Source organism: Pseudomonas kielensis (assembly GCF_030505375.1).
Lineage (GTDB): Bacteria > Pseudomonadota > Gammaproteobacteria > Pseudomonadales > Pseudomonadaceae > Aquipseudomonas > Aquipseudomonas kielensis.
Genome location: NZ_CP130043.1, coordinates 1,044,883 through 1,060,524 on the forward strand (window position 1 = coordinate 1,044,883; position 15,642 = coordinate 1,060,524).

14 protein-coding genes and 1 pseudogene are annotated in these 15,642 nt (G+C 61.0%); 3 read left to right on the forward strand and 12 right to left on the reverse strand.

Annotated elements, in window-relative coordinates; all coding sequences use genetic code 11:
• Positions 1-61 precede the first annotated feature (61 nt).
• The 4 genes from Q1W70_RS05190 to Q1W70_RS05205 all read right to left on the reverse strand — a co-directional run bounded on the left by Q1W70_RS05190 (position 62) and on the right by Q1W70_RS05205 (position 2,107).
• Entirely contained in the window at positions 62-529 is a 468-nt protein-coding gene (locus tag Q1W70_RS05190; RefSeq protein ID WP_166588627.1) for a VUT family protein, read from the reverse strand.
• A gap of 192 nt (positions 530-721) precedes the next feature.
• The gene (locus Q1W70_RS05195; protein WP_166588628.1) at positions 722-937 is read right to left on the reverse strand and encodes a DUF1289 domain-containing protein; all 216 of its coding nucleotides are present in this window, start codon (positions 935-937) and stop codon (positions 722-724) included.
• Positions 934-1,458 (reverse strand): gamma carbonic anhydrase family protein, encoded by a 525-nt coding sequence (locus Q1W70_RS05200; RefSeq protein ID WP_166588629.1) that lies wholly within the window; start codon positions 1,456-1,458, stop codon positions 934-936. The genes Q1W70_RS05195 and Q1W70_RS05200 overlap by 4 nt, the downstream gene beginning before the upstream one ends.
• A 49-nt stretch (positions 1,459-1,507) precedes the next feature.
• On the reverse strand, positions 1,508-2,107 hold the full coding sequence (locus Q1W70_RS05205; RefSeq protein ID WP_166588630.1) for a CoA pyrophosphatase: 600 nt from the start codon (positions 2,105-2,107) through the stop codon (positions 1,508-1,510).
• Positions 2,108-2,255: 148 nt separating this feature from the next.
• On the opposite strand from Q1W70_RS05205, the gene Q1W70_RS05210 reads away from it, so the two are divergent.
• Both Q1W70_RS05210 and Q1W70_RS05215 read left to right on the forward strand, forming a co-directional pair.
• Complete coding sequence (locus Q1W70_RS05210) at positions 2,256-2,807, forward strand: NUDIX hydrolase (protein ID WP_166588631.1); 552 nt, start codon at positions 2,256-2,258, stop codon at positions 2,805-2,807.
• Positions 2,808-2,846: 39 nt separating this feature from the next.
• Positions 2,847-3,350: a L,D-transpeptidase family protein gene (locus Q1W70_RS05215; protein WP_166588632.1), complete on the forward strand. Its 504-nt coding sequence runs from the start codon at positions 2,847-2,849 to the stop codon at positions 3,348-3,350.
• A 120-nt stretch (positions 3,351-3,470) separates the two neighbouring features.
• On the opposite strand, the gene Q1W70_RS05220 is transcribed toward Q1W70_RS05215, so the two are convergent.
• A complete protein-coding gene (locus Q1W70_RS05220; RefSeq protein WP_166588633.1) occupies positions 3,471-3,782 on the reverse strand; it encodes a YqfO family protein in 312 nt (103 codons plus the stop codon).
• Positions 3,783-3,787: 5 nt separating this feature from the next.
• The gene (gene purL / locus Q1W70_RS05225) at positions 3,788-7,684 is read right to left on the reverse strand and encodes a phosphoribosylformylglycinamidine synthase (protein ID WP_166588634.1); all 3,897 of its coding nucleotides are present in this window, start codon (positions 7,682-7,684) and stop codon (positions 3,788-3,790) included.
• A 286-nt stretch (positions 7,685-7,970) separates the two neighbouring features.
• Between purL and mltF the strand changes: the two genes are divergently transcribed.
• Positions 7,971-9,431: a membrane-bound lytic murein transglycosylase MltF gene (mltF, locus tag Q1W70_RS05230; protein WP_166588635.1), complete on the forward strand. Its 1,461-nt coding sequence runs from the start codon at positions 7,971-7,973 to the stop codon at positions 9,429-9,431.
• Positions 9,432-9,482: 51 nt separating this feature from the next.
• Here the strand turns inward: mltF and pdxJ are convergent, their stop codons facing one another.
• The 6 genes and pseudogenes from pdxJ to lepA form a co-directional block, all read right to left on the reverse strand.
• Positions 9,483-10,229, reverse strand: a complete 747-nt coding sequence (pdxJ, locus tag Q1W70_RS05235) for a pyridoxine 5'-phosphate synthase (protein ID WP_182343625.1) — start codon at positions 10,227-10,229, stop codon at positions 9,483-9,485.
• Between the two features lie 50 nt (positions 10,230-10,279).
• A complete protein-coding gene (gene recO / locus Q1W70_RS05240) occupies positions 10,280-10,966 on the reverse strand; it encodes a DNA repair protein RecO (protein ID WP_166588637.1) in 687 nt (228 codons plus the stop codon).
• A gap of 165 nt (positions 10,967-11,131) precedes the next feature.
• On the reverse strand, positions 11,132-12,034 hold the full coding sequence (era, locus tag Q1W70_RS05245; protein WP_007944847.1) for a GTPase Era: 903 nt from the start codon (positions 12,032-12,034) through the stop codon (positions 11,132-11,134).
• A complete protein-coding gene (gene rnc, locus Q1W70_RS05250; RefSeq protein ID WP_095171185.1) occupies positions 12,027-12,716 on the reverse strand; it encodes a ribonuclease III in 690 nt (229 codons plus the stop codon). The genes era and rnc overlap by 8 nt, the downstream gene beginning before the upstream one ends.
• A gap of 179 nt (positions 12,717-12,895) precedes the next feature.
• Positions 12,896-13,750 (reverse strand): signal peptidase I, encoded by an 855-nt coding sequence (lepB, locus tag Q1W70_RS05255; RefSeq protein ID WP_166588638.1) that lies wholly within the window; start codon positions 13,748-13,750, stop codon positions 12,896-12,898.
• Positions 13,751-13,755: 5 nt separating this feature from the next.
• Positions 13,756-15,556: pseudogene (lepA, locus tag Q1W70_RS05260) on the reverse strand (translation elongation factor 4).
• Positions 15,557-15,642: the final 86 nt, after the last annotated feature.

A 15,642-nucleotide genomic window follows, 5' to 3' on the forward strand; every position in this document is an offset into this window, starting at 1 on the left:
GCAGCGCGCACTTCCCATGGGGAGAAAGCGCGGCATTTTACATGAACCAGCGGCTTTGGCCTTAGCTGGCGACCGCCTGTTTGCGCAAGCGCCAGGCCATAATCAGCCACACGGCCGTCACGCCGGCGAACTTCGAGCCCAGGGCGGTCAGCAACACGCCCGGGGTCAGGGCGTCGATCATGCCGAAGAAAATGAAGGTATCCAGGGGAATGCTCAGTGCCGAACTGATCCACAACCGGTCATGCAAGGGCCGCTTGGTGATGCTGAACACCAGCCAGTCGATGCACTCCGACACCGCAAACGCGGTGGCGCTGGCCAGGGCGATGGAGGGGTCGGACGTCAGGTACGACAGCACCAGCGCCGCCAGCATGGCAATGATCGCGCCATGGCCGAAGCGGATCTGCACCATGTCACGCAGCACGAACACCAGGCCACCCCAGGCCGACCAGATGATGTCCAGGTGCGGGGCAGTAGAAAAGGCGTAGTTGATCAGCACGACGCTGCTGATGTAGGCGATCAGGAAGAGCATGGGGCGCGGGGATACCTGGCAGATTGGCGCATAGGGTACTGCAGCGGCGCGAAGCCGCCAAATCCCGATGCGGCTATCTGCTATCTGAAGGCGCGAGCGGGCTCGCGACGAACTCAAAAACAACGCGGTGACTCTGGTGACACGCGTCATCGTCAGCATCCATCGCGAGCACGCGCCTACAACGTGCTGCGCTCAGGGTGCCGGGGTTTTGCCCAGCATCCACACCAGCCCGCTGGCCTTGGCGCGCTCATGGCACAACCCCAGCACCTGGCGGCGCTCGTCGTTGTCCATTCGGCTCCAGCGGGTAATTTCCCCGACGGTACGCTGGCATCCGGTACAGATGTCCTGCTCGTCCAGCGCACAAATATTCACGCAGGGCGACAACACGGGTCTTTCAGGGGTAGTCATGGCTCCTGCTCGACCAGGTCCACGGCGTATCGCTGGGAGCGATGCACATAGTGTGCGGCAGAGGCTTCGAGCATCTTGATCTGCGGCTCGGTCAGCTCGCGCACCACTTTACCGGGCGACCCCATGACCAGCGAGCCGTCGGGGATCTGCTTGTTTTCACCAATCAGCGAGTTGGCGCCGATAATGCAGTTCTTGCCGATCTTCGCCCCATTGAGGATCACCGCATTAATCCCGATCAGGCTGTTATCGCCCACCGTGCAGCCGTGGAGCATGGCGTTGTGGCCGATGGTCACTCCGGTACCAATGGTCAACGGGTAGCCCATGTCGGTGTGCATCACGGTGCCGTCCTGCACATTGCTGTTCTTGCCGATCAGGATCAGTTCGTTGTCCCCGCGCAGGACCGCGTTGAACCAGACACTGGCGCCCTCTTCCAGCTTGACCTTGCCAATCAGCACGGCGTTCGGTGCAACCCAGCTCTGCGGGTGGGTCTCGACACGGGCGTCGCCCAGGCGGTATTTCATCGTTGTTATCCTCATGGCTCAGGCAGCCGCGGGTAAATGCCGGATGGCTTCAGGTATTGATAAAGCTCTTGGGAGGTTGGTGCAGGCTGATCTTCGCGTCATAGAGCAGATTGATCAACTCGACAACCATGATCGCGGTCAGGCCCCAAATCTTGTATTCGCCATAACGGTAGCTCGGCACATACCAGCTGCGGCCCTGATAATCGATGCGGTGCGTGTGTTCACGCGGGTCCGTGCGGAAAAACTCCAGCGGCACACTGAACACAGCGGCAATTTCCGCGTCGTTGGCGCGGTACTCGACGAAGTCCGGGATCACCGCCACATAAGGCGTGACCTTGATCCCGTGCAGCGAGATCAGCGGACTCAGGGGCCCGATCACTTCCACCAGCCCCGGCGGCAGGCCGATTTCCTCTTCGGCCTCGCGCAGGGCGGTGAACACCAGGTCCGGGTCTTCGGGGTCGCGTCGCCCACCGGGGAAGGCGACCTCACCGCCATGGGTCGAGAGCCCGCTGGCGCGCAGAGTCAGAACCAGTTCCGGTTCGTCACTGCGGGTGATGGGCACGAGCACCGCGGCTTCGGGGAAACGTCGGTCAGTTTCCAGCGTACGTGGTGTGTGATTACTTACCCGGTACAGTAGCTCGTCCAGCATGAGTGCTCTCGATCTGTTGGCTACCTTGCATCATGCACCAATCCTGGAGGCCGCCCAACCCCCGGGCTGCGGCATGTCGCTAAACGACAACTTGCCGACAGACACCGCGGCACGCGAAGATAGGCGCGGCCTATTCGGAAAACCCAGCATGAAATTCTGTAGCCAGTGCGGTAACCCGGTCACGCAACGTATTCCCGAAGGCGATTCGCGCCTGCGTTTTGTCTGCGACAGCTGTCAGACCATTCACTACCAGAACCCCAACATCGTCGCCGGCTGCCTGCCAACCTGGGGCACCCAGGTGCTGCTGTGCCGTCGCGCCATCGAACCGCGCCGGGGTTACTGGACCCTGCCAGCCGGTTTCATGGAGAACGGCGAGACCGTCGAACAGGCCGCCGTGCGTGAAACCGCCGAGGAAGCCTGCGCTCGGGTACGCAACCTGAGTATCTACACGCTGATCGATGTACCGCACATCAGCCAGGTCCACGTATTCTTTCGCGCCGAAATGGCCGACCTGGACTTTGCCGCCGGCCCGGAAAGCCTGGAAGTGCAGCTTTTCGAGGAAGCAGACATCCCTTGGTCAGAGCTGGCTTTCCGCACAGTGGGCCGTACCCTAGAATGCTTCTTCGCTGACCGCCTGCGCGGGGCTTACCCGGTGCGTAGCGAATCCATTCCTCCGCTTGCTCAGCCTGCGATCACTTAAACAACAAAAGTACGCCGTACTCTCAGGGATATCGTTTTAATGCGCTGGTTGCTCGCGTTCCTCTGTCTGTCATTCGCCGTCGTTTCCCAGGCTTCCAGCGTGGAAACCCTGGACGGCAAAATCGTCGAAAAAGTCCTGGTGCTCAAATCCGCCCGTCAGTTGCAACTGATCAATGACGGCAAGCCCATCAAGACCTACCGCATCTCACTGGGCCGCAACCCCAAGGGCCAGAAGCTCATGGAAGGCGACCGACGCACCCCCGAAGGCCTGTACTGGCTGGACTGGCGCAAGGTCAGCGAGCGCTTCAACCTGGCCATGCACATCTCCTACCCGAACATCAGCGACGCTGCGCGCTCGCGCCGCGAAGGCGTGGCCCCAGGCGGCATGATCATGATTCACGGCACCCCGGACACCGAAGAAAACCCCGAAGACCTGTTCCACACCCTGGACTGGACCGACGGCTGCATCGCCATGCGTAACGTCGACATGCGCGAAGTCTGGGGCCTGGTACCCGATGGCACGATGATCGAAATCCGGCCCTGAAGGGCCTATATGCCCACAAAGCCAAGATCAAAAAATCGCAGCCTACGGCATCTCCTGCCGGGCAACAAAAAACCCGCTGAAATCGCTTTCAGCGGGTTTTTTGTTTGAGCGACGGGAAGCTCAGAACGCCTCCAACCGCCATACCTCATAAGCCGGCGTCTCGTAGGGATGGCTCTGCTTCAGGGCCATCACCACCGAACGAATCAACTCATCCGCCACCACCAGCTCAACCTTCCATTCCTCGACCTGCTCCACCTGACCGGTCTGCCCGAGGAACGGCTGGCTGCCGTCCAACGGGCGAAACTGACCCAGGCCAAGCACCTGCCACGAGCACTGGTCATAAGTGCCGATCCGCCCGCCACCGGCAGCGAACACCGCACTCTTGACCACCTCGACGTGACTGGCCGGAACAAAAAAGCTGAGCTTGTACACGGCTGTTAGTTCACCCACACGCGAGCATTACGGAACATGCGCATCCACGGTGCGTCCTCGCTCCACTCTTCCGAGCGCCACGAGTTCTGCACTGCGCGGAAGACCCGCTCCGGGTGCGGCATCATGATGGTCACGCGACCGTCACGACTGGTCAGTCCGGTAATCCCGCGCGGCGAACCGTTCGGGTTGGCCGGGTAGCTCTCGGTCACCTTGCCGTGGTTGTCGACGAAACGCATCGCCACGCAACCCGACAGATCGGCTTCCAGCAACGCCTCTTCGCTGGAGAACTCGGCATGACCTTCGCCGTGGGCAATGGCGATCGGCATACGCGAACCGGCCATGCCCTGCAGGAAGATCGAGTTCGACTCCTGCACCTGGACCATGGCCACGCGGGCTTCGAACTGCTCGGAGCGGTTACGCACGAAGTGCGGCCAGAATTCGCTGCCCGGGATCAGCTCGTGCAGGTTGGACATCATCTGGCAACCGTTGCACACCCCGAGGGTGAAGCTGTCGTTACGCTCGAAGAAGCCCTGGAACGCATCGCGGGCACGGCTGTTGAACAGGGCCGACTTGGCCCAGCCTTCACCGGCACCCAAGACATCGCCGTAGGAGAAACCACCGCAAGCCACCAGACCCTTGAACTCGTTCAGGTCGACGCGACCCGCCAGAATGTCGCTCATGTGCACGTCGATCGCGCTGAAACCGGCACGGTCGAACGCTGCGGCCATTTCCACCTGACCGTTGACGCCCTGCTCACGCAGCACGGCAACCTGTGGGCGAATGCCTTTCTTGATGTAAGGCGCGGCGATGTCCTGGTTGACGTCGAAGCTGAGCTTGACGCTCAGGCCCGGGTTGTCTTCTTCCAGCAACACGTCGAACTCTTGCTCGGCGCAGTCGGCGTTGTCACGCAGGCGCTGGATCTGGTAGCTGGTCTCGGCCCACTGGCGTTGCAGCAGACGACGCTGGCCTTCGAACACGGTGTCACCGTTGAAGGTGATGTTGATCTCGCCGTTGTTCATTGGCTGGCCGATTACCGACACGCAGTCGCCCAGGCCCGCAGCGCTGAACTGCGCGAGGATGTCCGGGGTGGCGTCCTGGCGTACCTGGATCACTGCGCCCAGCTCTTCGTTGAACAGGATCGCGGCGATGTCGGCCGAGGTTTCCGCCAGGCCGTCGAGGTTCAGGCTCAGACCGCAGTGGCCGGCAAAAGCCATTTCCACGGTGCTGGTCAACAGACCACCGTCGGAACGGTCGTGGTAAGCCAGCAGGTGACCGTCGGCGTTGAGGCCCTGGATCACGGCGAAGAAGGCCTTCAGGTCTTCGGCGTCGTCGACGTCCGGAGCCTGGCTGCCGAGCTTGCCGTGCACCTGGGCGAGAATCGAGGCGCCCATGCGGTTCTGGCCACGACCCAGGTCGATCAGGATCAGGTCGGTGGTGCCCTTGTCCATGCGCAGTTGCGGGGTCAGGGTCTGACGGATGTCGGTCACTGGAGCAAAGCCGGTGACGATCAGCGACATCGGCGAGGTCACGGTCTTGTCGACGCCCTCGTCATTCCAGCGAGTGGCCATGGACATCGAGTCCTTGCCCACCGGGATGGTGATGCCCAGCTCAGGGCACAGTTCCATACCGACCGCTTTCACGGTGTCGTACAGACGCGCGTCTTCGCCCGGGTGACCAGCGGCCGACATCCAGTTCGCCGACAACTTGATGTCGGAGAGCTTGGCGATGCGCGAAGCGGCGATGTTGGTCAGGGTTTCGCCGATGGCCATGCGGCCCGACGCCGGAGCGTCCAGCAGGGCCAGCGGAGTACGCTCGCCCATCGCCATGGCTTCACCGGTGTAGACGTCGAAGCTGGTGGCGGTCACGGCCACGTCAGCCACGGGTACCTGCCATGGGCCAACCATCTGGTCACGGGCCACGAGGCCGGTGATGGTGCGGTCGCCGATGGTGATCAGGAAGCTCTTGCTGGCCACGGCCGGGTGATGCAGAACACGCTCGACGCAGTCGGCGATGTTCAGGGTCGACGGATCGAAGTCGTCGCCCAGTTCGTTTTCCCGAACCACGGAGCGGTGCATGCGCGGAGCCTTGCCCAGCAGCACTTCCAGCGGCATGTCCACCGGGCTGTTGCCGAAGTGGCTGTCGGTCACGGTCAGTTGTGGTTCGGCAGTGGCTTCGCCGACCACGGCAAACGGGCAGCGCTCACGTTCGCAGATCGCCTTGAAGCGCTCGAAGTCGGCCGGGCCGACTGCCAGGACGTAACGCTCCTGGGATTCGTTGCTCCAGATTTCGTGCGGGGCCATGCCCGGCTCGTCGTTTGGAATGTTACGCAGTTCGAAACGGCCACCGCGGTCGCCGTCGTTGACCAGTTCCGGGAAGGCGTTGGACAGGCCGCCCGCACCCACGTCGTGGATGAAGCTGATCGGGTTGTGTTCACCCAACTGCCAGCAACGGTCGATGACTTCCTGGCAACGGCGTTCCATTTCCGGGTTTTCGCGTTGTACCGAAGCGAAGTCCAGGTCCGCCGAGCTGGTGCCGGTGGCCATCGAGGAAGCGGCACCGCCGCCCAGGCCGATCAGCATCGCCGGGCCACCCAGCACGATCAGCTTGGAGCCGACAAGGATCTCGCCTTTTTGTACGTGCTCTTCACGAATGTTGCCCATCCCGCCGGCCAACATGATCGGCTTGTGGTAACCACGCACTTCATCACCGTGCGGCGTGGTGATGGATTGTTCGAAGGTACGGAAGTAACCGGTCAGGGCCGGGCGGCCGAATTCGTTGTTGAACGCAGCGCCGCCCAATGGGCCTTCGATCATGATGTCGAGGGCGGTGACGATGCGCTCAGGCTTGCCGTAGGGCACTTCCCACGGCTGTTCGAAGCCCGGGATCTGCAGATTGGATACGGTAAAGCCGGTCAGGCCAGCCTTCGGCTTGGCGCCGCGACCGGTTGCACCTTCGTCGCGGATCTCGCCACCGGAGCCGGTGGACGCGCCCGGGAACGGGGCAATCGCCGTCGGGTGGTTGTGCGTCTCGACTTTCATCAGGATGTGTACCGGTTCCTGCACCGCGCCGTACTGGCGGGTCTCAGGATCCGGGAAAAAACGCCCGGCAACGGAACCGACGATCACCGAGGCGTTGTCCTTGTAGGCCGACAGGACACCTTCGCTGTGCATCACGTAGGTGTTCTTGATCATGCCGAACAGGCTTTTTTCCTGGCTTTCACCGTCAATATCCCAACTGGCGTTGAAGATTTTGTGGCGGCAGTGCTCGGAGTTCGCCTGGGCGAACATCATCAGCTCGATGTCATGGGGGTTGCGCTTGAGGCCGACGAAGGCGTTGACCAGGTAGTCGATCTCGTCTTCGGCCAGGGCCAGGCCCAGCTCGACGTTGGCGGTTTCCAGCGCGGCGCGACCGCCACCCAGGACATCGATCGCCGTCAGCGGCTTAGGCTCGGAGTGACTGAACAGACCGGCAGCCTGCTCAAGGTTCTCCAGGACGATCTGGGTCATGCGGTCGTGCAGGCCGTCGGCAATCAACTGGGCCTGGGCGTCGGTGAACTCACCGGCGACATAGAAGGCGATACCGCGCTCCAGGCGCTGGATTTTCGCCAGGCCACAGTTACGGGCAATGTCGCTGGCCTTGCTCGACCAGGGAGAGATGGTGCCGAACCGCGGCAACACCAGGAACAGACGACCGGTCGGCTCTTGTACCGGAACGCTAGGACCGTACTTCAGAAGGCGCGCAAGCACCTGCTGTTCGTCGCCGGTCAGGACGCCGGTGACTTCGGCGAAGTGAGCGAATTCAGCATACAGGCCAGTGACAGCTGGAACCTTTTGGCTCAGTTGCTCAAGGAGTTTGCTGTGGCGAAAGGCAGAAAGGGCAGGAGCGCCGCGCAGGATCAACATCTTCGGGACAGCCTCGGAAGGGGGTGTGCTTTGAGGCCGTGCATTCTAGCCTAAACCGCCCGCGACAGCACCCGAAACGCTACACCCGGTATCGCCCGAACGTCGGCCAGGGCTGGCGGGCCTATAACCAATGCTCATTAAGGTCAGTACCGGCGGTTATTTTAGGGCGCTAAATCGGCTTCAAGTGCCCATTCCTGAGGGCTTGGGGCCAGTTTCCAAACATCTAGCAGACAAGCCCTTCGCTGTCGAGATATGGCGGCCGTGGTCCTTTGCGTATACTGCGCAGATGTTTTCCCCAATGGTTTTGCGTCCGCGATTGGCCAAATGGCTTCTCGCCACCGGACTCTTCCTGATGCTCAGCGGCTGTGTTGATAAACCCAACACCCTGGAGCGCGTAAAGGAGGATGGCGTGCTGCGCGTGGTCACGCGTAACAGCCCCGCCACCTACTTCCAGGATCGCAACGGTGAAACCGGCTTCGAATACGAGCTGGTGAAGCGCTTTGCCGACGATCTGGGGGTGAAACTGAAGATCGAAACCGCGGACAACCTCGACGACCTCTTTGATCAGGTGGGCAAGCCCAACGGCCCTGTGCTCGCTGCTGCCGGTCTGGTCAGCAGCGAGAAACGCAAGGCGCAGGTCCGGTTCTCCCACTCTTATCTGGAAGTCACCCCGCAAATCATCTACCGCAATGGCCAGTCACGCCCAACCAACGCGGCGGACCTGGTGGGCAAGAAGATCATGGTGCTCAAGGGCAGCACCCATGCCGAGCAATTGGCAGTTCTGAAACAGAAAAATCCGCGAATCGAGTACGAAGAGTCTGACGCAGTCGAGGTGGTCGACCTGCTGCGCATGGTCGACGAAGGGCAAATTGACCTGACCCTGGTCGACTCCAACGAAGTGGCCATGAACCAGGTGTATTTCCCCAACGTCCGGGTGGCCTTCGACCTCGGTGACGCCAGCAACCAAAGCTGGGCGGTGGCCGCCGGTGAAGACAACAGCCTGCTCAACGAGATCAATGACTTCCTCGACAAGGTCGAGAAAAACGGCACCTTGCAGCGCCTCAAGGACCGCTACTACGGGCACGTCGACGTGCTCGGCTATGTCGGCGCCTACACCTTTGCCCAGCACCTGCAGCAGCGCCTGCCCAAGTACGAACAGCACTTCAAGAACTACGCCAAGAAAGAAAAAGTCGATTGGCGCCTGCTGGCAGCGATCGGCTATCAAGAGTCACTGTGGCAGCCGACAGTCACCTCCAAGACCGGCGTGCGCGGGCTGATGATGCTGACCCAGAACACCGCCCAGGCCATGGGCGTGTCCAACCGCCTGGATGCCCGCCAGAGCATCATGGGCGGCGCCAAGTACCTGGCGTACATGAAGGAGCAACTGGACAGTTCAATCCAGGAGCCGGATCGCACCTGGTTCGCCCTCGCCGCCTACAACGTCGGCAGCGGCCACCTGGATGACGCACGCAAGCTGGCGGCCAAGGAAGGGTTGAATCCGGACAAGTGGCTGGACGTGAAGAAGATCCTGCCCCGCCTGTCGCAGAAACAGTGGTACAGCAAGACCCGCTATGGCTATGCCCGCGGCGGCGAGCCGGTGCACTTCGTGGCGAACATCCGTCGTTACTACGACATCCTGACCTGGGTCACGCAGCCGCAACTGGAAGGCGACCAGGTGGCCGAGGGCAACCTGCACGTGCCGGGCATCGACAAGACCAAGCCGCCGGAAGACAACCCACCGCTTTAAATCCCCGGGGCTGCCAAGAAATCGCAGCCCGCAGGCTGCGATTTCTGGATATCAGGCCTTTGCCGCTGCCGCCAGAATCAGCGCCTTCATCTCCGACACCGCCGACTTGAAGCCGACGAACAAGGCGTGCGCCACCAGCGCGTGGCCGATGTTCAGTTCATTGATGCCCTTGATCGCTGCCACGGCTTCGACGTTGTGGTAATGCAGGCCGTGACCGGCATTGACGATCAGGCCCTGAGCCAAGCCACAGGCTACGCCGTCGGCCACGCGCTGCAGCTCTTCGGCGACTTCGGTGGGGGTCTGGGCATCGGCATAACGGCCAGTGTGCAATTCGATGGCCGGGGCGCCCACGCGCTTGGAAGCCTCGATCTGCCGCTCATCGGCGTCGATGAACAACGACACTTCACAGCCGATCCTGGCCAGGCGCTCGACCGCAGCCTTGATCCGCGCCTCCTGCCCTGCCACGTCCAGACCGCCTTCGGTGGTCAGCTCCTGACGGGTTTCCGGAACCAGGCAGATGTGCGCCGGGCGGATGTGTTCGGCGAACGCCATCATTTCCTCGGTCACGCCCATCTCGAAGTTCATGCGGGTCTGCAGCACATCCTTGAGCAGCAGCACGTCGCGCTCCTGGATGTGCCGGCGGTCTTCGCGCAAATGCACGGTGATGCCATCGGCCCCCGCCTCTTCAGCGTCCAGCGCAGCCTTGACGGGGTCAGGGTAACGGGTGCCCCGGGCCTGACGCAGGGTGGCAACGTGGTCGATGTTCACGCCAAGAAGAATGCGGGTGCTGGTGGTCACGGAAAGCGCTCCAGAAGAAGAGAAAGTTCGGTGCACAGCATACGGGGTGATCAGGGCTTGCGAAACAGCTCGCGACTGACCAGGGGACGACCGCCCAGGTGAACGGCCAATGCCTGGCGCATCAGGCGCTTGGCAGCGGACAACGCACCGGGGGCGCTCCAGTCCGCTTCGGCCATGGCCAACAGTTCGGCGCCATTGAATAACCCCGGCTGCAACAGATACACCCGCTCCAACCCGGCATCCACCTGCAGGCGGTACAGACCGTCGGCGGCAATCGGCTCGGCGTGGACATCCTGGGTCAATGCAAAGCCATAGCCCAGGTCATCCAGCAAGCGCCATTCGAATGAACGCAGCAACGGTTCCAGCGCACGACCTTCAGCGAGGGCCAGCAAGGTCGCGGCGTAGTGTTCGAATACGGCGGGATGGGGATCTTCGGCAGGTAACAGGCGGATCAGCAACTCATTGAGGTACAGGCCGCTGAACAACGCCTCGCCACTGAGCCAGGTCGAGACGCCGGCACTTTCCATGCGCCCAACGTTCTTCAGCTCACCGCGCCCGCGAAACTCCACGTCCAGAGGCACGAATGGCCGCGCCAGTGTCCCGGCCTTGCCTCGCGCACTGCGCAACACCGCCCGCAAACGCCCTTGCGGCGTGAGGAAGTCGACCAATGCACTGTTCTCGCGGTAGGCGCGCGAATGCAGGACGTAGGCGGGTTGGCTGGGTGGCGGAGAGGACATGGGTGTCTCACTGAAGGAGTGCTGTTTTGAAATCAACACAAACCAAATGTGGGAGCGGGCTTGCCCGCGATGGCGGACTTACAGTCAACATCGCTGCTGAATGCTCCATCCTCATCGCGGGCAAGCCCGCTCCCACAGGGTTCTACGGTGCAGCGCCAACCGGGTTTACAGGTCGCCGTAACCCAGCGAACGCAGGGCGCGCTCATCGTCGGACCAGCCGCCTTTGACCTTCACCCACAGGTTGAGCATGATCTTGGAGTCGAACAGCAGCTCCATGTCCTTGCGCGCCTCGGTGCCGATGCGCTTGATCCGCTCGCCCTTGTCACCAATGATGATCTTCTTCTGACCGTCACGCTCAACGAGGATCAGGGCGTGGATGTGCAGGGTCTTGCCCTGCTGCTTGAACTCTTCGATTTCCACGGTGATCTGGTACGGCAGCTCCGCACCCATCTGGCGCATGATCTTCTCGCGCACCAGTTCAGCGGCAAGGAAGCGGCTGCTGCGGTCGGTGATCTGATCTTCCGGGAAGAAGTGATCGTTTTCCGGCAGGTAACCGGCAATCACACGCTCCAGCGCTTCGAGGTTATGCCCGTGCTGGGCCGAGATCGGCATGATCTGCGCGTTCGGCAGTTGCTCTTGCAACCAGGTCAGGTGCGGCATCAGCTCGGCTTTGTCTTCGATGCGGTCGGTCTTGTTCAGCGCCACGATCAAAGGACCGGTCACGTACTGCACACGCTCGAGGACCATCTGGTCTTCGTCGGTCCACTTGGTGCGATCGACCACGAAGATCACCACGTCGACGTCTTTCAACGCCGCCGAGGCGGTCTTGTTCATGTAACGGTTCAGGGCCTTCTCGCCGCCCTTGTGCATGCCGGGGGTGTCGACGTAGATCGCCTGCACCGCGCCTTCGGTCTTGATCCCGAGCATGTTGTGGCGAGTGGTCTGCGGTTTACGCGAGGTGATTGCCAGCTTCTGACCCAGGATGTGGTTCAGCAACGTGGATTTGCCCACGTTCGGGCGGCCGACGATGGCGACATAGCCACAGCGAGTTGCAGTTGAATCAGTCATGGCCATTCTCCACGCCCAGGGCTATCAGTGCTGCGGCGGCCGCTACCTGTTCGGCAATACGACGGCTCACACCCTGACCTCGGCTTTTTTCATTCAGTAAGGTGATTTCACATTCGACGAAGAACGTCCGGCAATGCGGCTCACCCTGGATATCCACCACTTCGTAACGCGGCAGCTCACAGGCACGCGACTGCAGGAACTCCTGCAGGCGGGTCTTTGGATCTTTATTGGTATCGACCAGCGTCAGGCTCTCGAACTCGGAAGCCAGCCAGGCCAGCACGCGCTCGCGCGCCATGTCCATGCCGGCATCCAGGTAGATCGCGCCGATCAGCGCTTCCAGGGCATCGGCCAGAATCGACTCGCGCCGGAAACCGCCGCTCTTCAACTCACCGGAGCCCAGGCGCAGGTAGTCACCCAGGTCAAAACCACGGGCCAGCACCGCCAGGGTCTCGCCTTTGACCAGGCGTGCGCGCAAACGCGACAACTGACCTTCGCGGGCCAGCGGAAAGCGATCGAACAGCGCTTCACCGGCCACGAAGTTGAGAATGGCGTCACCGAGAAATTCCAGGCGCTCGTTGTTGCGCCCGGCAAAGCTGCGGTGAGTCAGGGCCAGGACCATCAGTTCCTGATCCTTGAAGGTGTAGCCGAGCTGACGCTCGAGACGACTTAAGGAGACGCTCACGGTTTACCCACGCTGAGTTCGTGGTCGACTTCCCCCACAGCATCGCTGCGAAGGCCTGGGACAAATAACGCTGTGTTCAAAAATTACTTCCTGAATATCGTTGGCTTCAATGCAGTGCGGCAACCTTCTGCAGGCTCCAGAAATGCATTCGGCGCTGTGTTCAACAGCGCCGTGTGGGATTACTTGATCAGGCCAACCCGCGAGAAATTCGGCAGGTGGCTGAGTTTCGGTTCAGGCCAGCTCATCCAGACCGCAAAGGCCTTGCCGACGATGTTCTGGTCGGGAACCATGCCCAGCAGGTTCTTGGGAATGCTTGGGTCATCCCAGTAGCGACTGTCGTTGGAGTTGTCGCGGTTGTCGCCCATCATGAAGTAGTGGCCCGCAGGCACAGTCCATTGACGGTCCGGAGTGGCCCGGTAGCGGCTCATTTCCTTGCGGATCATGTGCTCGGCCACACCGAGTTTTTCCTTGTACAGCTCGGCGCTGCCCAAGGTACCCGGCTCGGTACCCACCAGTTGCTCGGCAATCGACTCACCGTTGACGAACAGGCGCTTGTCGGCGGTGTAGCGGATCTGGTCGCCCGGCAGGCCGACCACACGCTTGATGTAGTTGACGTTCGGGTCGCTTGGGTAGCGGAACACCATCACATCGCCGCGTTGCGGATCACCGACCTCGATGACTTTCTTGTCGAGCACTGGCAAACGGATCCCGTAGGAAAACTTGTTCACCAGAATGAAGTCGCCCACGTCCAGGGTCGGTTTCATCGAACCAGACGGAATCTGGAACGGCTCCACCAGAAACGAACGCAGCACCAGTACGATGAACAGCACCGGAAAGAACGACTTGCCGTATTCCACCAGCAACGGTTCTTTGTTCAGTTTCTCCACGACGACCATGTCGGGTTCGCTGACAGTGCCCTGATACGAGGCAATGGCAGCACGCCGACGCGGCGCCAGAAACACCAGATCGAGCAACGCCAGCAGACCGCAGACGAAGACAGCGATGACCAGCAACAGCGGGAAATTTAGTGACATAGGACCTAACTATCCAACCTGAGCACAGCAAGGAAGGCTTCCTGTGGAATTTCCACGTTGCCGACCTGCTTCATGCGTTTTTTACCGGCCTTCTGCTTTTCCAACAGCTTGCGCTTACGGCTAACGTCACCGCCGTAGCATTTGGCCAATACGTTCTTTCTGAGTGCCTTGACGGAGGTCCGCGCGATGATCTGCCCGCCAATGGCGGCCTGGATCGCAACGTCGAACATCTGGCGCGGAATCAGTTCCTTCATCTTCTCGGTCAACTGGCGACCTTTGTAGTGCGCGTTGTCCTTGTGCACGATCAGCGCCAGGGCATCGACCTTGTCGCCGTTGATCAGCACGTCCAACTTGACCAGATTAGCCGACTGGTAGCGATCGAAGTGGTAATCCAGCGAAGCATAGCCGCGACTGGTGGACTTCAGGCGATCGAAGAAGTCCAGGACCACTTCGTTCATCGGCAAATCGTAGGTCACCTGGACCTGGGTACCCAGGAACAGCATGTCGTGCTGCACGCCACGCTTTTCGATACACAGGGTAATGACGTTGCCCAGGTGCTCTTGCGGCACAAGAATATTGGCCCGCACGATCGGCTCACGCATGTCTTCGATCGAAGACAGGTCCGGGAGCTTGGACGGGTTGTCGACGTAAATCGTTTCACCGGTTTTCAGTCTGCAGCTCGAAAATTACCGTTGGCGCCGTGGTGATCAGGTCCAGGTCGTACTCGCGCTCCAGGCGCTCCTGGATGATTTCCATGTGCAGCATGCCAAGGAACCCGCAACGGAAGCCGAAGCCCAGGGCGTCGGAGCTTTCCGGGGTGTACTGCAGGGACGAGTCGTTGAGGGTGAGCTTTTGCAGGGCTTCACGGAAATCTTCGAAGTCGTCGGAGCTGACCGGGAACAGACCGGCGTACACCTGCGGCTGAATGCGCTTGAAGCCTGGCAGCACGTCGACGTCCGGGGTCGAACTCAAGGTCAGGGTGTCGCCCACTGGCGCACCGTGAATGTCCTTGATACCGGCAATGATGAAGCCTACTTCACCGGCTTTCAGATCGACGGTGGCAGTGTGTTTCGGGTTGAACACACCGACGCTGTCCACCAGGTGGATCTTGCCGGTGGATTTGACCAGGATCTTGTCGCCCTTCTTCACGCGGCCATGGCGCACGCGAACCAGGGAGACAACGCCCAGGTAGTTGTCGAACCAGGAGTCGATGATCAACGCTTGCAGCGGATCTTCGATATTGCCGGTAGGCGCGGGAATGGTCTTGACCAGGCGCTCGAGCACCTCATCGACGCCCAGGCCAGTCTTGGCACTGCACTCGACTGCATCGGTAGCGTCGATGCCGATGATTTTCTCGATTTCTTCTTTCACGCGGTCCGGATCGGCCTGCGGCAGGTCGATCTTGTTCAGCACCGGCATGACTTCCAGGCCCTGCTCGATCGCCGTGTAGCAGTTGGCAACCGACTGCGCTTCCACGCCCTGGCCAGCATCGACCACCAGCAACGCACCTTCACAGGCCGCCAACGAGCGGCTGACTTCATAGGTGAAGTCAACGTGGCCGGGGGTGTCGATGAAGTTCAGCTGGTACTTGATGCCGTCTTTGGCGGTGTAATACAGGGTAACGCTGTGGGCCTTGATGGTGATCCCGCGTTCGCGCTCAAGGTCCATGGAGTCCAGTACCTGGGCTTCCATTTCACGCTCGGCCAGGCCGCCGCACATCTGGATGAAGCGATCGGCCAGCGTCGACTTGCCATGGTCAATGTGGGCGATGATGGAGAAATTGCGGATATGACTCAAATCACTCACGGATCAACACTCAAAAAGGCTGCAGGCATAGCCCGCCGAAAAATAGCCGGGAATTGTACCTGAAACACCAGGCAAGCGTCACGTTT